The 23,655-nt window shown below is 39.6% G+C and carries 20 protein-coding genes; 13 read left to right on the plus strand and 7 right to left on the minus strand.

Annotated features, from left to right (window positions below):
• Positions 1–23: 23 nt before the first annotated feature.
• The 3 genes from SPICA_RS00175 (at position 24) to mmsB (ending at position 3,938) form a co-directional block, all read left to right on the plus strand.
• Positions 24–1,139: a sugar ABC transporter substrate-binding protein gene (locus tag SPICA_RS00175; RefSeq protein WP_013967520.1), complete on the plus strand. Its 1,116-nt coding sequence runs from the start codon at positions 24–26 to the stop codon at positions 1,137–1,139.
• A 73-nt stretch (positions 1,140–1,212) separates the two neighbouring features.
• Complete coding sequence (locus SPICA_RS00180) at positions 1,213–2,736, plus strand: ATP-binding cassette domain-containing protein (RefSeq protein WP_013967521.1); 1,524 nt, start codon at positions 1,213–1,215, stop codon at positions 2,734–2,736.
• Positions 2,737–2,747: 11 nt separating this feature from the next.
• Positions 2,748–3,938 carry a multiple monosaccharide ABC transporter permease gene (gene mmsB / locus SPICA_RS00185; RefSeq protein ID WP_013967522.1) on the plus strand — a complete coding sequence of 397 codons (1,191 nt, stop codon included), beginning with the start codon at positions 2,748–2,750 and terminating at the stop codon, positions 3,936–3,938.
• A 58-nt stretch (positions 3,939–3,996) separates the two neighbouring features.
• Here mmsB and SPICA_RS00190 read toward each other — a convergent pair whose 3' ends face one another.
• Positions 3,997–5,367, minus strand: a complete 1,371-nt coding sequence (locus tag SPICA_RS00190) for an MATE family efflux transporter (protein ID WP_013967523.1) — start codon at positions 5,365–5,367, stop codon at positions 3,997–3,999.
• A gap of 117 nt (positions 5,368–5,484) precedes the next feature.
• Positions 5,485–5,688, minus strand: coding sequence for a YgaP family membrane protein (locus tag SPICA_RS00195; protein WP_013967524.1), 204 nt, complete (start codon positions 5,686–5,688; stop codon positions 5,485–5,487).
• Between the two features lie 227 nt (positions 5,689–5,915).
• On the opposite strand from SPICA_RS00195, the gene SPICA_RS00200 reads away from it, so the two are divergent.
• Genes SPICA_RS00200 through SPICA_RS00215 form a run of 4 tightly spaced genes read left to right on the plus strand, consistent with a single transcriptional unit; the run spans position 5,916 to position 8,865 of the window.
• Positions 5,916–6,956, plus strand: coding sequence for a M23 family metallopeptidase (locus SPICA_RS00200; RefSeq protein ID WP_013967525.1), 1,041 nt, complete (start codon positions 5,916–5,918; stop codon positions 6,954–6,956).
• A gap of 12 nt (positions 6,957–6,968) precedes the next feature.
• A complete protein-coding gene (locus SPICA_RS00205) occupies positions 6,969–7,373 on the plus strand; it encodes a bactofilin family protein (RefSeq protein WP_013967526.1) in 405 nt (134 codons plus the stop codon).
• Positions 7,374–7,383: 10 nt separating this feature from the next.
• Complete coding sequence (locus SPICA_RS00210; RefSeq protein ID WP_013967527.1) at positions 7,384–7,899, plus strand: YaaR family protein; 516 nt, start codon at positions 7,384–7,386, stop codon at positions 7,897–7,899.
• A 9-nt stretch (positions 7,900–7,908) separates the two neighbouring features.
• A complete protein-coding gene (locus SPICA_RS00215) occupies positions 7,909–8,865 on the plus strand; it encodes a PSP1 domain-containing protein (RefSeq protein ID WP_013967528.1) in 957 nt (318 codons plus the stop codon).
• Here SPICA_RS00215 and SPICA_RS00220 read toward each other — a convergent pair.
• Together SPICA_RS00220 and SPICA_RS00225 are read right to left on the minus strand one after the other, a co-directional pair.
• Positions 8,852–9,604 (minus strand): class I SAM-dependent methyltransferase, encoded by a 753-nt coding sequence (locus SPICA_RS00220; RefSeq protein ID WP_013967529.1) that lies wholly within the window; start codon positions 9,602–9,604, stop codon positions 8,852–8,854. The genes SPICA_RS00215 and SPICA_RS00220 overlap by 14 nt on opposite strands.
• A gap of 51 nt (positions 9,605–9,655) precedes the next feature.
• A complete protein-coding gene (locus SPICA_RS00225) occupies positions 9,656–11,683 on the minus strand; it encodes a beta-galactosidase (protein ID WP_013967530.1) in 2,028 nt (675 codons plus the stop codon).
• A 92-nt stretch (positions 11,684–11,775) separates the two neighbouring features.
• Here SPICA_RS00225 and thyX point away from each other — a divergent pair, with 92 nt between their 5' ends.
• Complete coding sequence (gene thyX, locus SPICA_RS00230) at positions 11,776–12,636, plus strand: FAD-dependent thymidylate synthase (RefSeq protein ID WP_013967531.1); 861 nt, start codon at positions 11,776–11,778, stop codon at positions 12,634–12,636.
• A 20-nt stretch (positions 12,637–12,656) separates the two neighbouring features.
• On the opposite strand, the gene SPICA_RS15845 is transcribed toward thyX, so the two are convergent.
• A complete protein-coding gene (locus SPICA_RS15845; protein WP_013967532.1) occupies positions 12,657–14,345 on the minus strand; it encodes an HD-GYP domain-containing protein in 1,689 nt (562 codons plus the stop codon).
• Between the two features lie 194 nt (positions 14,346–14,539).
• Between SPICA_RS15845 and SPICA_RS00240 the strand changes: the two genes are divergently transcribed.
• A complete protein-coding gene (locus SPICA_RS00240) occupies positions 14,540–16,402 on the plus strand; it encodes a methyl-accepting chemotaxis protein (RefSeq protein WP_013967533.1) in 1,863 nt (620 codons plus the stop codon).
• Here the strand turns inward: SPICA_RS00240 and SPICA_RS00245 are convergent.
• Together SPICA_RS00245 and SPICA_RS00250 are read right to left on the minus strand one after the other, a co-directional pair.
• The gene (locus SPICA_RS00245; protein ID WP_013967534.1) at positions 16,383–17,858 is read right to left on the minus strand and encodes a xylulokinase; all 1,476 of its coding nucleotides are present in this window, start codon (positions 17,856–17,858) and stop codon (positions 16,383–16,385) included. The genes SPICA_RS00240 and SPICA_RS00245 overlap by 20 nt on opposite strands.
• A 100-nt stretch (positions 17,859–17,958) precedes the next feature.
• Complete coding sequence (locus SPICA_RS00250; RefSeq protein ID WP_156789596.1) at positions 17,959–18,771, minus strand: SGNH/GDSL hydrolase family protein; 813 nt, start codon at positions 18,769–18,771, stop codon at positions 17,959–17,961.
• 306 nt (positions 18,772–19,077) lie between these two features.
• Here SPICA_RS00250 and SPICA_RS00255 point away from each other — a divergent pair, with 306 nt between their 5' ends.
• The 4 genes from SPICA_RS00255 to SPICA_RS00270 all read left to right on the plus strand — a co-directional run bounded on the left by SPICA_RS00255 (position 19,078) and on the right by SPICA_RS00270 (position 23,591).
• Positions 19,078–19,653, plus strand: a complete 576-nt coding sequence (locus SPICA_RS00255) for a hypothetical protein (RefSeq protein ID WP_013967536.1) — start codon at positions 19,078–19,080, stop codon at positions 19,651–19,653.
• A gap of 19 nt (positions 19,654–19,672) precedes the next feature.
• On the plus strand, positions 19,673–20,278 hold the full coding sequence (locus SPICA_RS00260) for a hypothetical protein (RefSeq protein ID WP_013967537.1): 606 nt from the start codon (positions 19,673–19,675) through the stop codon (positions 20,276–20,278).
• 82 nt (positions 20,279–20,360) lie between these two features.
• A complete protein-coding gene (locus SPICA_RS00265; RefSeq protein ID WP_013967538.1) occupies positions 20,361–22,082 on the plus strand; it encodes a pectinesterase family protein in 1,722 nt (573 codons plus the stop codon).
• 81 nt (positions 22,083–22,163) lie between these two features.
• Complete coding sequence (locus tag SPICA_RS00270; RefSeq protein ID WP_013967539.1) at positions 22,164–23,591, plus strand: pectate lyase family protein; 1,428 nt, start codon at positions 22,164–22,166, stop codon at positions 23,589–23,591.
• Positions 23,592–23,655 lie beyond the last annotated feature (64 nt).

Here is a 23,655-nt window from a genome sequence, read left to right on the forward strand (position 1 = left end):
ACTACCATGGAGGTATGGGACTTATGAAGAAAATCGTATCATTTCTTTTGATTCTCGGTCTTGCAGGCTCAATGGCCTTTGCATCTGGTTCTCAGCAACAGGCTGCCAGTGGTGGAAAAGCTCCCCTTATTGGTTTAGCAATGCCTGAAACCCATGTTGAACGTTGGCAAAAAGATGGTGCTGCCTTAAAAGCTGATGCTGAAGCAAAAGGGTACCGGGCTGAAGTAACCTATGCTGATGCAGATCAGAGCAAACAAAATCAACAGATCCAGGATATGCTGACAAAAGGTGCAAAACTGCTCGTTATTGGTTCTGTTAATGAAGGTGTAGTATCCGCCGTATCCGATGCTGCAAAGGAAAAGGTAATTGTAATTGCATATGACCGGCTTATTACCGGTACTGCTGATTATGATTACTATATCACCTTCGATAACTTTAAAGTTGGCCAGTTCCAGGGTAAGGCACTGGAAACAGCATTGAACCTTCCTGCAGGTTCTAAGGATAAACCAAAATATATTACCTTGTTCGCCGGTTCACCCACCGATAATAATGCTAAGGTGTTCTTTGACGGTGCTATGGATGTTCTAAAGAAATATGTGGATAGTGGTGTTCTAAAAATTGTTGGTCCTGCTCCCTTAAGCTCCTCTGATACAGCTAATTTCACCAGAATCACTACTGAAAACTGGCGTGCTGATGTTGCAAAGGCTCGGATGGAAAACCTTCTGAACAATGATGCCAAGAATGTTGTTCTTGATGGTGTTTTGGCTCCTAACGATACTTTGGCACGAGCAATTATTGAAGCCTGTGCTTCCGATGCAAAGTATGCTGGTGGAAAACTGCCTGTAGTTACCGGTCAGGATGGTGAAGTTGCTTCTATAAAGGCAATTAAAGAAGGCAAGCAGTATATGACCGTATTCAAGGATACTCGCAACCTTGCAAAAGCAGCAATTGAATTGGCAGATGCCCTTTTAAAAGGACAAACCCCCAATATTCCTGGTGCACGGCTTGATACTACTTCCTATAATACCGGTAAAAAGGTTGTAAAATCCTATCTGTTGGAACCTGTTGTGGTAACCAAAGATAACTATAAGCAAATTATGATTGACAGTGGCTATTATAAAGCTTCTGATATAGAATAATAAGTACAATAAATTCATATTCCGGATAGGGGTATAACCCTGTCCGGAATTATTTTGTAAGGCAGGCCAAGGAATGAGTGAGTATATACTTGAAATTGAAAATTTAACGAAAGATTTTCCTGGTGTTCGTGCCTTGGATCATGTCAGTTTGAGAGTGAGAAAAGGTGAAATTCATTCTCTCTGCGGGGAGAATGGCGCAGGTAAATCTACCCTGATGAGTGTTATCAGCGGTGTATATCCGAAGGGTAGTTATGAAGGAAAGGTCTTTTTTAAAGGGAAAGAAACACACTATCACAGTGTTAAGGATAGTGAAAAAGAAGGTCTTGCAATTATTCATCAGGAACTGGCATTAAGTCCTTATCTTTCGATATATGAGAATATTTTTTTAGGACATATGCGGACATCGCTGGGGATAATTAACTGGGACTATTATATCAAAGAGTCACAAAAATATCTGGAACAGGTAGGTCTCAGAGAAAATCCAGCAACCATTGTTAGCAAAATGGGAGTAGGGAAACAGCAATTGGTAGAAATTGCCCGTGCGCTTTCTAAAAAAGTAGAATTATTAATCCTCGATGAACCAACCTCGTCTTTAAATGATGATGAAAGTGAAAAGTTGCTTAAGCTTATTTTGGAATTAAAACAGCAGGGAATTACCTGTATCATGATAAGTCATAAATTGAACGAAGTACTCGAAATAGCCGATACGGTAACTGTGCTACGCGATGGTAAATCAATATCAACCTATGATGTGAAAAAAGATAAACTAACAGAAGCAATGCTGATACGAGATATGGTAGGCCGAGATCTAACGACCCGTTTCCCGGAACGTAAAAATAAACCTGGCGAAGTTATTTTAGAGGTAAAGAATTGGACTGTATATCATCCAGATTATCACACGATCAAAGTAGTCGATAATGCATCGTTCTATGCTCGCAAAGGAGAGATCGTCGCTTTTTGCGGTCCTATGGGTGCAGGACGTACCGAACTTATGATGAGTATTTATGGCCGGTCTTATGGTTCTCGAGCAGAGGGAGAACTGCGAATGAGGGGTCAAAAAGTTGATACCAGTGATACACGGAAAGCAATTGAAGCAGGCATAGGATATGTATCTGAGGACAGAAAAAATCTTGGTCTTATTTTAATTCAGGATGTAAAGTCAAATATTTCTATTTCGAGTTTAAATAAATTATCGAAAGTCGGTGTGGTGAATTCTTCTTTGGAAATCCGAGAAGCTGAACGATTTAAAAATGAACTCCGTATTAAGACCCCATCGATACATCAGTTGACCAGGAATCTTTCTGGCGGAAACCAGCAAAAAGTTGCATTAAGCCGATGTATGCTTTCAGATCCGGAAATATTTATTGTTGATGAACCAACGAGAGGTATTGATGTGGGAGCAAAATCAGAAATCTATCATATTCTTAATGATATGGCTGCTTATGGAAAAACCATAATCATGGTGACATCCGAATTACCGGAAGCAATTGGAATGGCAGACCGAATATATGTAATGAATGAAGGCCGAATCAAGGGCGAACTTACCCGAGATGAGGCTACCCAAGAAAAAATAATGCATATTGCGTTGTTAAATTAGAAGGAGCAGGTATGAGCGATACGACAGTCACATCTTCATCTATCAGAAATCTTATTAAGGCAAACATACGGAATTATTCCATGGTCCTGATGCTTGCCCTGATTATGATAATATTCTCTTTTTTAACTGATGGCGTAAATCTCAATTCTCGTAATTTTACCAATATTTTCATGCAGAACAGTTATATTCTTCTGCTCGCAGTTGGAATGGTTCTGGTAATAATTGTAGGAAATATAGATCTCTCCGTAGGTTCGGTTGCTGCTTTTATCGGTGCTATTAGTGCCATGCTCTATAATTCTGGTGCCAATATGTTTGTAACCATATTGTTAAGCATCATTCTCGGTGTACTTATTGGTGCGTTTCAGGGAGCATGGATTGCTTACGCAAAGATTCCTGCTTTTATTGTTACTTTGGCAGCGCAATTACTCTTCAGGGGTCTCACGTATATCATTACTAATGTAAGCCCCATATCCCTACGGGATGATAATTTTAAACAAATAGCATCCGGTATGGCAAATATAAATGTTCTCACAATTAATGGGGTGTATTACACAGCTCTAGTAGCAGGTGTAGTAGTATTTCTCATATATGTGGTTTTAGAGATTCAGGGGCGGCGAAATAAAATAAAATATGGTTTTAAAGTTTCTCCTATGAGCTTTTTTATAATTAAACTGTTGGTAATAGGACTCTTAATTTTTGGACTAAGCCAACGTTTTGCAACGTACCGCGGTATACCAATAGTGGTGATTGTATTAGGGGTAACTATTATATTCTTTAGCTTTATTACTAATAATACGGTAATAGGCCGCTATATCTATGCTGTCGGTGGAAATGCACGATCTGCAAAGCTGTCCGGTATCAATTCTGAATTAGTTGTATTTGTAGTTCAGCTCATAATGGGGGGACTAACTGGTCTTGCTGGAGTTGTGTTTACTGGTTATATGAACTCTGCTCTTCCGCAAGCTGGTAATAACTTTGAACTTGATGCGATTGCAGCATGTTTTATCGGCGGAGCTTCAGCAAGTGGTGGAATCGGTACGGTTATTGGTGCGATAGTAGGTGGACTTGTAATGGCTGCAATAAATAATGGAATGTCATTGATGAATATTCAGGCCCAGTGGCAATATGTGGTAAAAGCGTTGGTACTTCTCTTGGCTGTATTCTACGATATTTATACCCGAAGAAAGACTGGTTTGGGTTGATAGGTAATATAAAGGCGGCCAATGAGGCCGCTTTTTTGTTTTAATTAAGGTTGTTTTATTAAGGTTGTACTGTTAAGTTTCTAACCCAGCGTTCCTTTTTGAGATACCAGCGTGCTATTAGATATTTAACCACATCGGTAATTTTAATGATTGCAAACATGAGCACTGGTCCGATACCGGTTCCAAGGGTGAGTATAATAGCCCCCGGAACGAACAGGAGGGTATTGACTGAGACATCCACATACATCCCAAGAGCAGTATCTCCACCTGCTCGAGAAATAGCAAACTGTGCATTAAGAACTGTCCATATAGGCATATACAATGCAATTACCATCACGAGGCCTCTCGTAATGCTTTGGGCGTTGGGGGTCAGGTTGCCAAAAACAAGAGGAATCAGCAAGGTTGATAGAACTGCCCCAAAACCAACCACTATTCCTGCAATAAAAGCCCCAAATTTAAGCCAGTTCGCCCGGTTTCGGGCTTCATCGAGACGGCCTGCCCCAAGGACGCCACCGACAACTACAGCGGTAGCTGCATGAATACCGCCAAAGACAAGGAAAAAGATGTTTGCTATGGTCCAGCCCGCGGCCATTCCGGCAACTACTTCTGCACCTCCTCGGCTGTTATAAAGGGCTGTTACAACAGTCTCTGAAACCACCCAAGTTGTTTCAGAAAGCACCATCATTCCGGATTTACCTAGAATTTCTCCCATAAGTTTTGGTTTGATATGATGAAGTTGTAAAAAGGGTACATAGAAATCAATCGCCTTGAGTCGGATATAGATGAGAAAAGCTCCAACTTCGATCAGGCGGGCGGTAATAGTTGCGATGGCTGCACCGGTAATTTCGAGTCGTGGTGCACCAAGGTTTCCATAGATCAATATATAGTTTCCAAATGTATTAACGAGCGTCGATAGAACTGATATAACAAGGGGTATACGGGGTAATCCGATTTCCCGGAAAGCGGTGCCAATAGCAGTTGATATTGCAATGGGAAAGAGTGTAAATGAAATGAGGCGGAGATAGTCCGCTCCATCAGAAACAATTTCCGCTTGTGCAGAATTTCCCATAGTCATCATCGCAATGAGCCGTTCAGGAATCGTCCATAGAACAACAAAGTAAATGGCAGAAATAATGAGAGCCATGAGGGTCTTAAAGCGGTATGCCTGTTTCATCCCTTCCGCATCATTGGCTCCACGGAATTGAGCCAGATAAATGCCGCCGGCTCCACAAAGGGTCCAAAGCACAACGAGGTAGACAAAATTTACTTGATTGGCCACATTTACGGCGGCCATTTTTGCATCTCCAAGACCGGCAACCATGAAATTGTCAATGAGTGAAACGAGGCTCATGATAAGTTGCTGCATCATCACCGGCAGGGCAATTTGCAGGGCTTCACGGTAAAAAGACCAAGGGCCTATTTTTTTCATAGTTGTTCTTTGATACTACTTTACAAATGATTAGTCAATGAGCAGAGGTAATGGTTTTAAGAGATTATACAAGTATATAATGCCTCTCAATAAATTATATTGAGAGGCATTACCAGGTTAGTCTTTTTTCTTTGTAGAAAGATGGAAAGGTAGGTAGAGTGGACAAAAAGCTATGGCAGAAGTAAGCAGGAACACTACAGCAAGTATTCCTAGCACAATGGCTGCTATCCCGCTTAATTGTCCGGTGAGAATAAAGATACCGACCACTACAGCTAGTACAATGCGGATAATTCTGTCAATAAGGCCCATATTCGATTGCATAACTACCTCCAATGAGCTTAAAAGTAATACATATTAAATATACTATATAATTTATAAATGGCAAGCATAAATTATATAAATATATAATAAGGAAATATAAAATTGGTAAATTTAAAAACGAGAATACATTTTTTACTAATATATCTCTCTGGTTTGACAGATATATAGATAAGAGGTTATAATGTCATGATGTTATAAGCCTTCATTATTTGATCAAGGAGTAGACCGTGGTTTCGGTCCATAATTATAAACGAATAGAAAACTCAATTTTTAGAAAAACCAAGAGTCTGGTTGTTTCTATAGCTAAACATATTACATCTGTTATTAAAAAGCTTGTCACTTTGGGGAGTCGACAATATACCATTATGCTAATTCCCCATTCTGAGAAACAGGTGTTTAATTTACATGTTACTGTCTTTTCTTTACTTTTAGTCGCGCTTATTCTTGCTGGAATTATTGGATCATTTTTCTGGTATGGATCTGTATATACTGATACTAAGGGAGCTCTCTCTATAAAAGAAAGTAAACTGAAAGAAGCTCAGGCAAATCTGGATCAGTTGAGGGATGAAACTGCGCAACTATTAAAATCTGCTAAAAATTTTGAAGCGGCCCTTTCAAATACCCTCTCATCATTGGGTATTGCTGCAGGATCTTTAAATTCTAACCAGAATCAGAGTTTGGGTGATCTCTCGTCTTTTTTTGAGGTAAAAGAAACAGCCCAAGGTACCTTAAAAGAAGTAAGCGAAATTCGTCGTCTTGCAGGATATCTTTCCTCCGCAGCAGAACCGGTAAAAGAATTGGGAGATTTGCTTAATTCTCAAAGCTCATTATTAACTGATATTCCTAGCCTATGGCCGGTTAAAGGTGGTATTGGACATATATCAATGTATTTTGGGCAAAATGAGAACCCTTTTACCGGACAATGGTATATTCATAAAGGTGTTGATATTTCGACCTATCGTCAGGGAGATCCTGTTGTAGCTTCTGCTGACGGACAGGTAGTCACCGTCGATTATGATATCGGCGGTTTTGGAAATTATATCATCATCAAACATAAGCATGGATTCTATACCCGTTATGCACATCTGCAATCCTTTAGGGTTCAAAAGGGGCAAAAAGTCCAGCAGGGGCAGATTATTGGTTATATAGGCAATACCGGGCTTTCTACAGGTCCCCATCTTCATTATGAAGTACATATTGGTTCAGATGTCGTTGATCCACTTAAATACCTGAACATCCGTGCTAGTCTTGCTGGTGTAAAAAAATAACGAGAAAAATGTATGCCTGAAAAAATATTTGAAAATTTCTCAATTAATACAATTATTGGAACAGGGACCTATATTGAAGGATCTATCTCATCAGCTGGGTTTACTCGGATTGATGGTGCTCTTAAGGGGGATCTCGCTGTTCAGGGGCGAGTAGTGATTGGAGAAAGCGCCAGGATTCGCAGTAATATAGCTGGAACCGCGGTTACTGTTGGTGGAGTAGTTCTGGGGGATATTTTTGCCTATGAGAGGGTAACTGTTTTATCCACTGCTGTTGTGCTTGGTACGATCATTACCTGTCGCATTCAGATTGATGAAGGGTGTATCGTTCATGGTAACGTGGTAACCTGTTCTTCAAAAGAGGAATGGGAACAGCGGTGCTCAGCATATAAGGATGCATTGAGCATCAGACGGAGTTAACCATAGGTTTATGGCAAAGGTTGATTTCCCAGAGAGCCAGACACCGTTTTTTAATCCCACCTTATATTCATCAACTCAGGCAGAATTAAAAAAACAGAAAAAGACGGGAAAGGCCCTGCCAATTTCCTCGTTTTCGAAGTTGGTAGAAAATTCAGAAGAAGAAACCTATGTCGAGTCGGTCTCTCTTCCTGAGGGGATTTCCTCATCTGAAGCGCTGCAATTTCTTTTAGACGAAGTACATACAGCAGGAGAAGCTCTTAAGGAAAAACCCTTTCAGGAGCAAATCCTTCACTATAAAGAGGCAGTACGGAATTTTGTTAAGTATGTAGTGGATAATTCCTATGCTGTGGAAGAGAAAATAAGCGGGACCAACATCCTAAAACGGAAAAAATTTACAATAATTCAGGTAATTGATAAAAAATTAGACCAATTGGCCGCAGGTATTCTCGCAGGCCAGACAAACCAGATTCAAATACTGGCAAAACTGGATGAAATTAAGGGATTGTTAATCAATCTGTTACAATAAGGAACTAGTATGGATAATGAGATACAACACAATGGTATTCATGGAGATGAATTTCATCAATTGGAAGATTCTTCCTACAATGATTATTCTGATACTACCGGTATAGCGGTACCGATTGGAGATAGTACGGAGCCGCTAGACCCGACATTACCTGTTTATCGGCTCAGGCTTCCCTATTCTCATGAAACCTTTCAAGCTGTTTTTACAACAGATCTGTTGTCTGTGGGGGCTATGGTTATAGTTCCAACTCGTTATGGTAAGGATATAGCGCAGATTATTGGACTTGTTGAAAACCGGGGGAATTTAACCATAGGTGAGGTTGTTTCTATAGACCGAATCGCTACTTCTGAAGATATTGAAAAGGCTCAACAGAATAAGGAAAAAGAAAAGGAAGCGTTTACTATTTGCCGTGAAAAAATTATAAGTCATCGGCTCGATATGAAATTGGTATCAGTTCATTATCTTTTAGAAGAATCTAAAATTCTTTTCTTTTTTACCGCGGAAAGCAGGGTGGATTTTCGAGAGCTGGTTAAAGATTTGGTTTCGATTTTTAAGACAAGAATCGAATTACGGCAGATTGGTGTACGGGATGAATCACGGATTGTAGGTGGATTGGGCGTTTGCGGAAGAGGTTATTGTTGTCATACGGTTTCAGATAAACTAAAGCCTGTGTCTATTAAGATGGCGAAGGATCAAAACCTGTCTCTTAATTCTATGAAAATATCTGGTCCCTGTGGACGACTCCTCTGCTGTTTAGCCTATGAACATTCATTTTATAATGAAGTCCGCAGACAGCTTCCGCAGGAAGGATGTAAACTTATCTGGCAGGATGCAAATTGGAAGGTTGCCGAGGTTGATCCTGTTGGCGGTAAAATTAAAGTGATTTGTGAAGACGGCCGGCAGGTTTATGTACCCGTCAGCCGTTTTGAAAAACAGGATGGCCGCTGGAGACTTATAGATTTGTAAAAAGTCTGGCTACGCCCACCAATGCCAATGATGTTCCATCGAAGGGGCGGCCAGAAAAATCAGCATAATAGTCAATTGCTTTAAAACCGCTTCGATGCAGCAATTCAGTAAGTTCTGCTTTTCGGGCAAGGTATAAACGACGTACATCCTGAAAAAGCAGTTGATCCGTCGATGAATAGAGAGAGGCAATAAAGTTCAAGGCCGTTTCATCTTGAACAGGTTCATAACGCCGGACAAAACGGCAGCGGCTTGTTACTATATCGGGAAGGCTGGTTAGTTTGTTCTCTAGTATATGGTCGTAATTAATTACCTGAAAAATAAAAGGTGCGCCAGGTTTTAATAGCTTCTGGACATCCCTGAAGAAATCTCCAATCTCTTCTGCATTGTTCAGATGTACCAGCGTATTTCCCAGACAGAGCACTGCATCGAGACTAGATGGTGGAACATAGTGAGCTACTTCGAGCATATTCATGTGTAAAAAGCGGCCATTTGTCTTAGGTTCAGGGTTTCTGCGGTTTGCGCTCTGAATCATAGCTGTATTAAGGTCAATACCTGTTACATAGTAGCCTTTTTTGATGAGAGCTACTGCGGTAGTCCCTGTTGCACAGCCTACATCCAGAATTTTGGGAACAGTTCCCGCTGGTAAAGGTACCTGTGTTTGAATAAAATCAATTCGATCCTGTTCGAGGGGAAAAATATCATCATAGTATTCAAGTAGATCTTCGTAAAACTGTCGCACCGTATCAACTCCTTTTCGTAATCAGCATGAAAAATAATCCCTAACAGGTTGTTATATGCTATCAATTACTAAGGTGCCCCAGGGTGGGATAATCTTGCCAAGAACACGCTTTTTCTTAGACGTATGGTTTAAGAGCACCATCACTGTTTTCCCTTCCTGAGTTATTCGTTGAACTGCCTCTATACCTAAGCCAAGAAAACGACCCGCTAACCCTGCCTGTTTCAGAATCGATTTATACAGAAAAAAGGTTGTCTTGGGATCCGGAGAAGTGCCCAGATACCACACAAAGCCTTGCCCGTATTTGTTTCGGGTAAAAGCCGGTTTTCCTGTATAGTGTTTCTTTGAATCCCGATAGCGGGCTATAATTGTCGCTGTCTCTGGTTCAAGTATATCGGCCCATACTTCGCCTTTGCAAGTGATAATTTTTGATATAAATTGATGAATGAGCGTATCTTTGAGGCAGATTCCGGTCGATCCTGTACCGAGGGCTTCAAAATTAGTGACCCGTATTCCGGCTAATTCACGGAAAAGGCCGGGTAGAGGCCGGTCTATATTCCAGTTGTCGGTGGTACGGCTTCCAGATCTCCAGCCGAGAACTAGGTGCCCACCTCTGGCGACCCAGTCTGAAAGTTTTTGAACAAAGGCTTCATCGGTAATTTGATAGAACGGTAGGGATATAAGTTTATAGTTATCCAGATTAACCGACTTGGTGCTTTTTATGTCACAATTAACATTATAAAGCACATAGGGAGCAAACCAGCGGGCTAGTTCTGCATCATAACCTACTTGCATGTAAGAAGTGGGGCGCCGATCCATACCAAGAGAAAGGGGTTGTTCGCGGATGAGGCGGGATGTGTCCCTGTCGTAAACAAGGCAAGCCTCTGCAGGTACAGGCTCTGATGCAAAGGTTTTTAAAACCGGACTGAGGTTTTGCATATTTGTAATGATGTGCCGCTCCCGTTCGGTTTCGGTATTATCCGTGTCTCGGATGCCATAACAGAGCTGTTCTTGAGCATAGGGAGCGGTACGCCAGCGGAAATAGAAAATGGCATTGGCTCCTCGGGCGATGGCTTGATTTGTCCAGAGTGCAACCTGTTCTGGGGGTGGCAGGTGCCCCAGCTGGGTGTGCCCTTGGATACCGGAAAATTCTTCCATGACCTTAAAATTCCCCGATGGGTGAAGGCCCCTCACATAGGAGAGTACATAGGAAGTAAAAAAGTAAGGGAGCGGTTCATCCTGGTTGCCCCAAACTGGATAATTGTCCCAGCCAGCAGCATCCATGATACGGACCATGTCTTCCATATCGATGCATTGGGCAAGAGGTGCTGGATAGAGATTGGTAGTTATAAATTGATGGGCTCGAGCCTTTTGCCGGATAATTTGAACCTGGGCTTCTGCCCAGGAAACTGCTGTATCCGATGAGAACCGGTCGTAGTCTAGTAGCAACGCTGGATTGTGGTTTGTGGCTACCTGTTGACGGGGTAGGGGAATCTGGTCAAAGCGGGTGTAGGTGCTCCCCCAGAAGATGGTTCCCCAGCGGCGGTTAAGCTCCTCGATGGTTTCGTAGCGCTTTTCGAGCCAGCGATGCCAGGCGGCCCGGCAATGGTCGCATACGCAATGATCCGAGCCCTCATGACCAATTTCGTTATCAATCTGCCAGCCAATAATACTCTGTCTGGGACCATAGTGATCAGCAATTGCTTGGACAAGTTGCCGGGCCGCCTTCTGGTAGACAGGAGCATTCATACACCCCATACGGCGACAGCCAAAATCTCGGGTCAAGCGGTTCGGATGTACCGCAAGTATGGTTGGATCCTGGTCCACAAGCCAGACAGGCATGATGGCGGTAGGCGTACCGAGCACAACAGTAAGTTTATATTTCTCGAGAATATCGATTACCGAATCGAAAAGTGAAAAGTCATAATTCCCTGGGCGAGGTTCAAGAATAGGCCAGGCAAATTCCATCATACGTACTACCTGAAAGCCCTGTTCTGCCATCCGCTGAACATCGGACTCCCAAAGGGTTTTATCCCATTGTTCTGGATACCAATCAACCCCCCATAACAAATTGTGAGACATGGATTGCTCCTGCTTGTTAGTAAATAGTTGGGTTCCCTTGCCCCAATCGTTCTATCTCGTTATTATAGCACAGGTTTTATGGGAGGAGTTGTATGGCCCATTGTATTGTTGAGGAAGCAGAAGCGATTCTTGATAAGGAATTTTCTGTTTTAGATAAGGGTTTTGTTCGGCTTGTCGATTATCTTGGGAGTGATGAACGGGTTGTTCAGGCAGCCCGAGTCTCCTATGGCGCGGGGACCAAAAGCTATCGGGAAGATGCGGCTCTGATCGACTATCTTTTACGGAATGAACATACATCTCCCTTTGAACAGGTTGTTCTTACTTTTCATATTAAGCTTCCCATTTTTGTGGCCCGCCAGATGATTCGTCATCGAACTGCCCGGCTTAATGAAATATCAGGCCGCTATTCGGTTATGAAAGACGATTTTTATATCCCTGCACCGGAAGATGTGGCGCTCCAGAGCAGCGATAATAAGCAGGGTCGTGCAGAGGAACCCCTAGCACCAGAAGCGGCTGAAGCGGTTCGGAATTTGCTGGCCCTTGGTCAAAAGGAATCCTACGATGACTATGTACGACTTGTGAATCAAGGGATCGCCCGAGAACTTGCACGGATTAATCTTCCGCTCTCCCTCTATACTGAATGGTATTGGCAGATGGATTTGCATAACCTCTTTCATTTTTTTAAGCTCAGGCTCGATGCCCATGCCCAGAAGGAAATTCGAGTCTATGCCAGGGTTATGTTTGATATAACGAGAAAAGTAGCACCCCGCTGTTGTGAGTCCTTTGAGCGGCATATCTTAGGTGGTGTACGATTCTCTCAAGAAGAGTTACTAGAACTGAAGCGTCGTTTGAAAATGGAGAGAGATTTAGACACAAGAGATTCTGGGGAACCTTTAAGCGGAAAGGCATTAGAACGCTTTGAAGAAAAGCTGCGCTCGGGGCGCCAGCTGTGAGCGCCAGCTTTTAGTATAAACTACAGCAATTCTGGCCGGTATACGAGTCGTTCTATTTCATCAATATTGTTTTGTAATATATTCAAGAGTTGGGGGTTGAATTGTCCTGCCAAGTTCCGTTCATCACCCTTAAAAATGATAGCCAGGGCAGTTTCCCGATCATAGGCTTCTTTATAAATTCGGGTAGAACGGAGTGCATCGTATACATCAGCCAGGGCGGTGATTTGGGCTTCGATGGGTATTTGGTTTTCTTTAAGACCGAATGGATAGCCCTTCCCATCCCACCGTTCATGGTGGTACATGGCGATATTGCGGGCTACTTCGAAGAAGGGACCCTCTAATAGTTGGGATGAATAGACCGTATGTTTCTTAATGAGCTCATACTCTTCAGGACTTAACTTGCCGGTTTTCTTCAATAAAAGAGGGTCAATAAATATTTTTCCCACATCGTGAAGTCCTGCAAAGGAAATAATTTCTTCTACTTTTTTCCGTGGCAGGTTCATTTTTCGGGCAAGATAGCCTGAGAGAATGGATACTCTGGTGTTATGGTGTCCTGTTTCTGGGTCATACTGTTCAACAACTTTGGCTAACTTTGATGAAAAGTTATAATAGGCCCGTTTCATAATTTCTGTATGGATACGGATGCGGACAAACCCCCGGGCCAGCTCGGCAAATGAGAGGCACATGCGACGAGCCAAGGGGGTAAAATTGGTAGGTTTCCCTTCAGCAATATCTAACATAAACAGGATCGTGATTTTATCATCCACCGGGATGGTAAACATAATGGTAGATTTTACCGGTTGGAAGGATTTTTGAATTATTTTATATATCTGCTCAGGCATTTTTGCCTTCCAGAGGGCATGTATATTGGGAAGCTCGATGATATGTTTTGTTTCTTCCAGGAGAAACCATTGTTTCTTCATTTTTTTTGATAAGATTGCCTGAATGTGATGACCAAAGGATGATATAAAGGTGAGATTTTTGCCTTTGATAAAGGCAATACTGCCGTAATCTGCCTGGTCAACAAGTCTAAGCAGAACCAAGAGAAGTTGATTAAAAAAAACGGGAAGTCGAACCGTATTGTCCCCAAATTGCTGGGAAATAGAAAGTAGCTGTCGAATCTTTTCCTGTAGGGCGGAAATCTCTTCATAACTATAGATAAGAGATTCATTGATATTTTGCAGGGCAATTTTTTGCTGAGTAAGACTTTGATATTTTCCTGCTAGTTTTAAAAAAGCTTCGAAAGTCTTTTTACTTGAATCGGAAAATGTAACATGGTGGCCCTTTGGTATATCCACTGCAAGAATGATTTGCTCACCTTCATCGATAGAATAGGTTCCGATGAGAGTTCTTTCTACATTGCCTAAAATACCATTTGCAAATTGTTGTGTTGGTTTTGGAGTAGATGAACTGAGGCAGTCTAAAAAGGAAACGAGCTCTTTTACAGTAGACCCCTGGACATTACACCAGGGACTTTCCAGTTTGAGATTAAGTAATTGCTCTAATTCATGGCCAATAGAAGCAACAAAGTACCATCGTTCGGGGTTTCGGATGCTGACGGTTCCCTGGGTTGCCTCGGGAATAAGGGAAAGGGCCACCTCTAATAAACGGTGATAATATAATTCGGGATCCCAATCATACCAGTCTAATTCAAGGAGCAAATCTAGAATTGCCTGGGTTGAGCTGGCAGACTCATGTAGAACTTCCATACATAACCTATATAACTTTTAGTATGCGATATATTTAAGATTTTTTGGAGATATTTGGAGAATTATACTTAAAAAATCCAAAAAACTATAAAACTATATCATAAAAAATTAAAAATATCTAGTTTTATTAAACTATCAATTTTCTTGACGTCTCTTTAGTCAGGAATTATGCTTAAACTTTAGGAGAAGAAGGAATGAAAAAACTATCGGTTAAGCTGATTTTATTTGTTGGGATTAGCGTTATTATCATTGCCCTTTCTATTGGTGCTACTGCTGCGTTCTTTTTATACAAGCTGGCAAATACCAACGCACAACATTTGGAAACGATGTTGATGAGTAAATATGACGAAGAAATCCGCTGGCAGACCGAACAGGCTAGTACCACGCTGAATGCAATTGGGAAATTACGGGATGAGGGGAAACTGGATCGGGATACGGCATTTTTTCTGGCTCAAACACTCATGAATGCACTGCGTTATGGACCGGAGGGATATTTTTGGGCAGATACAGTAGAGGGGGTAAATGTAGCTCATGGAAGCAAACCTGAAAATATCGGCAGGAATCGGATAAATGATGTGGATGCCAAGGGATTTAGATTAATTGAAGCCATTATTAATGCTGGAAAAAATGGGGGCGGGTATACTGATTACTGGTACCCAAAACTAGGGAAGACAGATCCGGAACCTAAAAGAAGTTATAGTCTTTTAAATCCAGCCTTTAACTGGGTTCTTGGGACGGGTAACTATTATGATGATATTCAAAAATCGGTCAGTGAACAGAAAGCAATAACTTTTAAAGAAGTTCAACGAATCAGTTTGATGATAATTATTATCATGTTTTTGGTTACTGTACTCATTGTGTTTGCTGCTGGTGTTGCAAGCAGGCTTATCACGAGACCAATCATGCTCGTTACTAGGTCTCTAAAGGATATTTCTTGTGGTTCAGGTGATTTAACCCAGAAACTTCCGGTGATTGGAAAAGATGAAATTGGACAACTTTCATTCTATTTTAACGAATTTATTGAGAGTCTAAATAAAACTATGCTTCAGGCAAAGGAAGCGGCAAGTACGGTGCTGCAACTTGGGGAGAAGCTTAAACTCAATGCAGATTCGATGAATGCAGTGACTAAAGATATCAAGATAAGTCTTGATGATATGAATAAAAAGATTGATGGTCAAACCAATAGTATTAATGGGACTTCCTCTGCGGTGGAACAAATTGTTCGGAATATAGAATCATTGGCACTTTTAGTTGAAACCCAGGCAGCTAATGTTACCGAATCCTCCGCATCGATTGAAGAGATGGTTGGTAATATTCGATCAGTAAGCAATAATCTCTCCCGTGCATCGGTACAGTTTAACGAATTAGTGGAAGCCGCTCGGATCGGTCGTGAAAAATTGGATAATGTTTCCCAGAGTGCCCAATCAGCACAGACCCATTCGGATCATCTTGTTGAGGCAAATAGCATTATTCAGTCTATTGCAAGCCAAACTAACTTATTAGCTATGAATGCAGCCATTGAAGCAGCCCATGCTGGTGATGCAGGTCGGGGATTTACGGTTGTGGCTGAAGAAATACGAAAACTGGCAGAGAATGCAGCCCTGCAATCCAAAGATATTGCCAGGAATTTAAAAGAAATAAAGCAGACTATCGATCTTGTTGTTCAAACTTCGAGTGATGCCGGTGAAGCTTTCGGTAATATAGAAAGTCTGGTGCATCGGGTAGAAAATTTGGTACAGGAAATCCAACAGGCCATGCAGGAACAGAATACGGGCAACCAACAGGTTCTTGAGTCTCTTAAAAATATGCAGAATATTACCATGGAAGTAAAAGATGGTTCCCGTGAAATGAAGGATGGTTCAAATCAAATCCTGGAGGAAATGAAAAATCTCAAAGATTCTAGCCATATGTTAATTGATCAGCTTGAAACGATTTCTCGGAACACTGAAAATATTATTGCTGTCTCACAGGAAACCGAGTCTATTTCTGAAAAGAATATCGAGGCCAGCAAAAAATTATCGGCAATTGTGGGCCAGTTTAAGTGTGAGGATATTTAGCAGGATAGAGCTTCTGATAGTTTTCTAAAAAAGATTTATAGAGCTGTTCAAGTTCTGGTAGTTCTATGGGTTGAATTTCATGAAACTGAGGTTGTTCTGGCATGGATTTATATACTGTGGTCCTTGCCATGGCGGCTGCTCCTTTTGCAGAGGTGTCGGAAATAGTAAGAATTTGTAATGAATGTTCAAGTACCGATGCTAACAATCTAACCCAGCCAGAGCGGCGGCTACTTCCTCCTACTAATCTAAAAGAAAAATGATTTGGTTTAAGAGTATTATATGAATGTAAAAGTGTTTCAACACCAAGGCGAACTGTACAGGCAACACCAAATAGGGCTGATGCCATAAGGTCTTGTCGTGTGTGTTGGAGACTAAGGCCTATCCAACTACCACGGGCATTAGGATTTCGGTAGGGAGTACGTTCTCCAGCTAAGTAGGGTAAAAAAACAAGATCTTGTGGAATTTTAGAAGGGTTTTTATCAAATTCTTTATAAAATTCATCCCAGTTAATATTAAGCCACTCTCGAACATGTTCTAATGCAAGACCACCATTTAACATACCTGCCATATGATAGCTTTGTCCTGAAAGAACTGATTCATAAAAATTAAGTGTTGGATTGAACGGTGGAATAGATGAAAGGGGTCTCACTACCTGTATTCCAGTACCTACACTAATTTGAATAATATTTGAAGGTGATGATTTATTAATAAAACAAGCGGAACCAAAAAGAGCAGCGGGGGTATCTCCTGCACCTGTTACGACAGGTATTTGATCGGGAAGCCCATATTGTAGAGCTTGTGCTGTGGTATATCCAATAACTTCAAGACTATTATAAATAGGTGGTAGTTTTTCTTCATCAATCTGGAGTAATTTGCAAAGATTTTGATCCCAATTATGAGTTTTAAAATTGTATAATAAACTACCTGATGCGTCAGAAAAGTCTGTCGCAATATGTCCAGTTAGTTGGTATCGGATGAAATCTTTTGGGAATACAAACCATCGAGCTTTGTTATAAACTTCCGGTCGATATTTTTTTAACCATAAAATGGAAATAGCAGACATTCCGGCATTTGGAGAATTCATAATTTCGGCTTCTCGGCCTTTAATATATTGTTCTAAAATTGGTATAAATTCTGATCCTCGACCGTCTGCCCAGAGGATGGCAGAATGAAGGATTTCTCCTTTTTCAGATAAAGGTATAATCCCATGCATTTGACCTGAAAAACCAATAGCATCAATTTTGAGTTCATGAAAGCCTTGAGCTATATTTTGATGTTGTACCTGTTCAATGGCTTCTTTGAGGGCTGATAACCAACACTCTGGATTTGTCTCTGCAGCCCCTGGTTCCGGAGAATTAACTGGATATGTTGCTGAGGTGCTACATCGAATTGTGCCATTAATGTCTTGTAATAGTATTTTTATTGAACCTGTTCCAAGATCTATTCCCAGTACCATAGTCATCTCCTCTTGAATCATAACTATGTGAATAGGTGATGTCAAAATAAAGAGGGATATTTATTACAAAAGTCATGAGAAGATATTGTTATAATCATTTTTAAATACAAAGCATATGAGATAATATTCCTTCTTGTGGAAATACTCGTTGTGATATGATGTGCTTTGTTAGTGGATTATTCGTTTTTGATAGTTCTTCTGCTAATAAATTTGCAATTAAAGTAGCTCCGTATATATTTATATGAGTATTATCAATGCTGTTTAGGTTTTCAGTTATCCTTGCATGAAGTATGATTGTTTTTTCAGGACCTAATGTTTCATATAATTCTTTAGTACGATGAGTAAGATCTAATACTGTAATTCCTAATTGCTTTCCTAGCAAACGAATACTCTCAGCATAATCACCACCTGGAAAGCTAGGTGTATCATCAATTCTATGAATATAAATCCCAGCGTATTCTCCTGCGGGATTCCTTCGTACAATTGGTGTACACAATATAGGAATAGCACCTCGATCGAGGGCAATTTTTATATAAAATGTAAAAAGATAATACTGAAAAGATGAAGGATTATCTATTTTGAGTGATGCATTAGTATATCGTAAAAGGTCTGGTTTTTCATCATTGTGACCAAAACTGATAAGAAGAAAATCACCTTTTTTTATATTCTGAAGCAAAGTTTGATAGTTTTTCTCTGATATAAAACTCTTTGAACTTCGACCAGAAAGAGCAAGATTGATTATGGGAAGATTGAGATAGCGAAATAGTTGTGTTCCATATCCATACCGTGGATAGTAATAAGTGTCATTAAAAGGACAAACAGTGGAATCGCCTACAAGATAGAGCACCGGTTCCGACATCTGAATTACCACATCTGGTTGAACTACATTTTCAATTTTTTCTTTATCAAACAAAGTAGTATATGTCTTGTTGCAATATTGAGATGTATTAGTAGTGACTTGCATAATGATAAATCCTAAATAAACATATTGGAACACCTTCTAAAATCGGTCATCTTTTTAAAAATTCTAATATACAAACTAATAATAACATTATTTTATAGTATTATTCCAACATGAATTTTAAATATACCGTACATATAATGTAATTAAAAATAAAGTTTAACACTATAGCTAAGATAAGGTATGAATCGTACAAAAAGATGTCGGAATAAAAAGTATATAACCTTATAAAATGAACATGTTTAATAAGGAGGCTATATGAAAAAGCATATGATAATACTTAGTGTGTTGGGTGGTTTTATTCTGTTTTCGTGTGTATCACCACCTGCTTCATCTTCTGCTACAGATACTTCAGGTGATAAATCCAATGAATCTCAAAATTCTTTTCAAGAATCTAGCCAGCATAAGATGAAAACTGTAGTTTTCTCTGAAAATTCCAAAGAGTTAAAAATTGAGGTTGAGTTAATGGGGCTAACCGATATAACTGTTCTTGAAGATGTTAAAGCTTCAGGAGGTAAGGCTGTTCGACTTGAAAAAGAGACTTCCCTAGCAACAATTAATGTAATTTTACCTTCTGGTTCTTATACAGTATTGGTAAATGAAAAAGCGCCAAGTCCATCGCAAGATGCTTTTTATGTTTTTTTAGATGAACGTCCTTATCGTTGCTATCCATCCGATCCACCTCTTGGAGATTGGGAACTTACAAAACGAACCCCGATAAACCTTATCGTTTCTGAGACAACAACAATTACATTAAGTATTCAACCCCATAGTCCCGCCAAGAAAGGTGAAACCGGTATGTTACTAGATTATGTCTTATTTATTAAAGACTAATATGTGAAGGAGATTAAATATGAAGAAATTATCGTTAATTACTTTTGGTTGTTTGTTGGTTTTAGCTAGTTGTGATCTTATGGGAAACACTAGCAATAATGATAATATTAGAAACGCTAACGATACTACTAACAATTCTAGTGGGACAGGAGGTTCTACTACAACTTGGGAAGATCTGACATGGACAGTCGCTGATAAAGATGTTGCGACCTATACAACAAAAACTATAATAGGCCGTGTTATCCTCTATGCAACAACTAATGCTTCTATTGTGGTAGATGCAAATACCAAAACAATAGATAACCTTAGTTTTAATTACAGATGTAAACTAGGAGGGACTGGGTACCTTAATACCGATGATGTTGAGCAGAGCTATAGGGTACTGGCAATTCCAGTTACAAAAAACAGCCTTATAAAAATCTATGCCCAATCAGGGACAAGTATTGAAGATAGAGAATTAAAATTATCTAACCTGAGTGGCTCTTACTTTGTAAATGGTATTGCCCCTGGGTCAACTATTGCTAAGGTAATAGAAACCACCTATACAGGAGATGAGAGTACCCTCTATGTCTATAGCATGCGTAGTGGGATAAATATCTATGGTATTTATGTGAATAAACAATAACTATTGAGCATTTAATATGGGAGATGTGTATCTCTCTCAGAGTTAATTTTCGATAATTGAATGAATATTCTGGAGCACTTGAATGAAAGAACATCTTTTTATGAAGATCCTTAATGTCGTTATTATTGCTGTTTTTATTATATCCTGTGAAAATCTTACAGGTAGTCCCCATAATACTAGTAATGAGACTATTGGAGAGTCTAATGGGAGCGAAGGAGTAATATCAGAGGTTTTATTTCCCCGTTCAAATGCTACAAGTGTGAATGTGGACACATATTTTTGGGTAACCTTTGATTCAACTCCAGTAATTGGATCGAGTGGTATTATTGGTATATATGATGCTGATGATGATAGTCTAGTTGATTCTATAAATCTCGAAGATAAACCGGTTACCAATGCTACAGAATTTCAAAAGCTTACTCTGATGACAGCGCCTAGTACTATTAATATAATTGGCAATACGCCAGGGCGTGATGAGGTTTATCCCAATCAGGTTCGGATTGTAAATTACTATCCCATTATTATCGATGGAAAAAAGGTCAAAATAATACCACATAATAACAAACTGAAATATGGTAAAACTTACTATATTCGTATAGATAATGGAACCTTTAATGGTACTATCGGTGGAAAAATGTTTACCGGTATTACCAATAAAGAAACTTGGCGTTTTTCTACAAAACAGATGCCTACAGTAACTGGAAATACTATTTATGTAAGTGCTGATGGAAAAAAGGATTTTACAACTCTTCAAGGTGCTCTGGATTATATTCCTGTTAATAACACAACCCCCTATACTGTTTATGTTGCCGCTGGTGTTTACGAAGAACTACTTTTTTTAAGAAATAAATCCAATATCAGTGTCATTGGAGATGATCGAAATAGTACTATTATTCAGTATGATAACTATGATTCATTTAATAATGGAACTGGCAGTGGTACTAATGCAGATTCGACAACTGGTTTATCTTTGAACCAAGTCTTTGCACGAGGTGGGCGAGCAATTTTACTTATTTCTGGAGGAGATTCAATAAATTTTGAGAATCTATGGTTTAAGAGTATTCATGCCCAGGGTAGTGCTTCAGCGAATCAAGCAGAAACTATTTATTTTAATAGTAATGGTCGTTTTGTGGCAAAACATTGTAGTTTCACTGGTTATCAAGATACCATCCAAGTAAAAGGTTTTAGCTGGTTTTATGATTGTTTAATTTCTGGGGATGTGGATTTTATTTGGGGTGCAAATAACACAGCGCTTTTTGAAAATTGTGAGATTCGTTCTCGGTATAATAACAATGGAGGCTATATTGTTCAGGCTCGATCCATAGCAGGATATGCTGGTTTCGTCTTCTTAAATTGCAAATTAACTCGAGAATCTGATCTTCCTGATGCTTCAGTGTATCTTGCCCGGTCATATACCACATCAGGTTCAAATTCATCTTATTACGACAATGTGGCTTTTATTAGTTGTATGATAGATAGTCATATAAAACCAATTGGCTTTTTATTACCTACAACGGTGGTAGATACAAATCCATCAAAAAGTAGTTCAGTAGCTGGATGGAGAGAATATGGATCCTATAATTCTTCTGGTACTTTAAATCTTGCTAATCGAGGTGCTACAAATGGTACTACCGAAGTAACAGGACCAGTATATTCGGATCAACCTGCAAGTCATGGAACTTATGTGCTTTCTGATGAAGAAGTTAAAGCATTGTATACTAATAGATCTACAATTTTAAGTGGCGCCACATATGGATCATTTTCCTATTCTGGTTTTAGTAGTGGCTGGGTACCAATTCCATAATTTATAGTTGTCTAAAAAAGTATATTGTTTGGGCTCTACATTCTATAGAGCCCAATTTTTTTGGGAGATAAGAGGTTTACTATGAAACATAATATTCATACATGGATTCCACTCGGGGCTGTTCTCAGTATATTGGTTGGAACTTCTTGCTGTAGTTATGGAATAAATTCAGTGGAAACAGCAAAGGAAAATACTAATTTTGGAGGGACTATAGTTTCTGGTCTTTCTGAAAAAGAACTTGTAATTTCTCCCAACGATTCTAGTAGCGGATGGGTATCCTACAAGGGGAGTGCCGATCTTGCTGGCGACTCTGTTACTCCACCGTCCAGCCCTGGTGGTTATGGAGGAATAATCTATACTGTCAATAACCGGGCTGAGCTTTTAGCTGCCCTATCTAGTGGTTCTGCTCGAATTATCTATATTACCAGTATGATCGATATGACTGAGGGAATGCTTCCTTCATCAGGAAACGAATCGAGCAACGATCTTGATGCTTTTATTGCAAAGTATACCGCAGAGGCGATATCTTCTTATTCTTTAAGCAGTGATTATAATGCAACCTCTTATAGCGCTTGGAAAAGGCTTTATGCAAGTAAAGTAATGTATACAAATAATCCTTCGGGGGATATTGTAAAAGTACACAATTATCTCGTTAATAAATGGAAAAGTAAAATCCAAATACCTGTTAAAAGTAATACTACAATAATTGGTATTTCATCTGGTTGTGGTATAAAAGGTGGGACTTTAGTTATTAATAATGTTCAAAATGTTATTATCCGTAATCTACTGTTGCAAGATGCTTACGATCCCTTTCCAGCTTTAGAAGCGAATGATGGGCTTAATGCTAATTATGATGGTATTAGTATTCAACAGTCAAAGTATATTTGGATTGATCATTGCACTTTAGAAGATACACTTGCTCGTAGTGATAATGACTTTGACTCAGTTACAACTAGTGATGGTACTAAAACAAAATGGCAGGTATATGATGGGTTGTGTGATATAACAAAAACGAATGATTTTGTCACCATTTCATGGTGTGTCTTTAAAAATCATGATAAGACCATGCTTATTGGAAGTAGTGATAGCTATACAGCTGATATAAATCACCAGACTATTACGTTGCATCATAATTATTTTTTAAATTGTCGCCAGCGACTTCCTATGGTTCGTTTCGCAACTATACATATATATAATAATTTATATTTTATGGATGCCACTGCAGGTAGAACCAATAGCTATGCTATTGGGGTTCGAAAGGATTGTTCTATTGTTGCAGAAAATAATTATTTTGCTAAAGGTATTAGTTATGGTTTCAAAGATTCCTATGGTAGAGTTTACAATGGAAATAATATTTTTGAGGAGGGTGTACAAAATTCATCGAATTTTACCAGTACAAGACCTTGGGAACCTTCAATGTACTATGAGTATGATATACATTTAGCTAATAATATACCCAATCTGGTCATGCGTTATGCAGGGGCTGGTGTACTTACCGTTCAAAAATAAATATATAAACTAGCCTTTTATCAAAATATGCTGTTGACATTACATAATATATCTAGTCTCATAG

The sequence above is a fragment of the Gracilinema caldarium DSM 7334 genome (assembly GCF_000219725.1).
Lineage (GTDB): Bacteria > Spirochaetota > Spirochaetia > Treponematales > Breznakiellaceae > Gracilinema > Gracilinema caldarium.

Coding starts and splice junctions, on each gene's coding strand:
- SPICA_RS00175 (WP_013967520.1), top strand. CDS start 24: ATGAAGAAAATCGTATCATTTCTTTTGATTCTCGGTCTTGCAGGCTCA.
- SPICA_RS00180 (WP_013967521.1), top strand. CDS start 1,213: ATGAGTGAGTATATACTTGAAATTGAAAATTTAACGAAAGATTTTCCT.
- mmsB (WP_013967522.1), top strand. CDS start 2,748: ATGAGCGATACGACAGTCACATCTTCATCTATCAGAAATCTTATTAAG.
- SPICA_RS00190 (WP_013967523.1), bottom strand. CDS start 5,367: ATGAAAAAAATAGGCCCTTGGTCTTTTTACCGTGAAGCCCTGCAAATT.
- SPICA_RS00195 (WP_013967524.1), bottom strand. CDS start 5,688: ATGCAATCGAATATGGGCCTTATTGACAGAATTATCCGCATTGTACTA.
- SPICA_RS00205 (WP_013967526.1), top strand. CDS start 6,969: ATGCCTGAAAAAATATTTGAAAATTTCTCAATTAATACAATTATTGGA.
- SPICA_RS00210 (WP_013967527.1), top strand. CDS start 7,384: ATGGCAAAGGTTGATTTCCCAGAGAGCCAGACACCGTTTTTTAATCCC.
- SPICA_RS00215 (WP_013967528.1), top strand. CDS start 7,909: ATGGATAATGAGATACAACACAATGGTATTCATGGAGATGAATTTCAT.
- SPICA_RS00225 (WP_013967530.1), bottom strand. CDS start 11,683: ATGTCTCACAATTTGTTATGGGGGGTTGATTGGTATCCAGAACAATGG.
- thyX (WP_013967531.1), top strand. CDS start 11,776: ATGGCCCATTGTATTGTTGAGGAAGCAGAAGCGATTCTTGATAAGGAA.
- SPICA_RS15845 (WP_013967532.1), bottom strand. CDS start 14,345: ATGGAAGTTCTACATGAGTCTGCCAGCTCAACCCAGGCAATTCTAGAT.
- SPICA_RS00240 (WP_013967533.1), top strand. CDS start 14,540: ATGAAAAAACTATCGGTTAAGCTGATTTTATTTGTTGGGATTAGCGTT.
- SPICA_RS00245 (WP_013967534.1), bottom strand. CDS start 17,858: ATGGTACTGGGAATAGATCTTGGAACAGGTTCAATAAAAATACTATTA.
- SPICA_RS00255 (WP_013967536.1), top strand. CDS start 19,078: ATGAAAAAGCATATGATAATACTTAGTGTGTTGGGTGGTTTTATTCTG.
- SPICA_RS00260 (WP_013967537.1), top strand. CDS start 19,673: ATGAAGAAATTATCGTTAATTACTTTTGGTTGTTTGTTGGTTTTAGCT.
- SPICA_RS00265 (WP_013967538.1), top strand. CDS start 20,361: ATGAAAGAACATCTTTTTATGAAGATCCTTAATGTCGTTATTATTGCT.
- SPICA_RS00270 (WP_013967539.1), top strand. CDS start 22,164: ATGAAACATAATATTCATACATGGATTCCACTCGGGGCTGTTCTCAGT.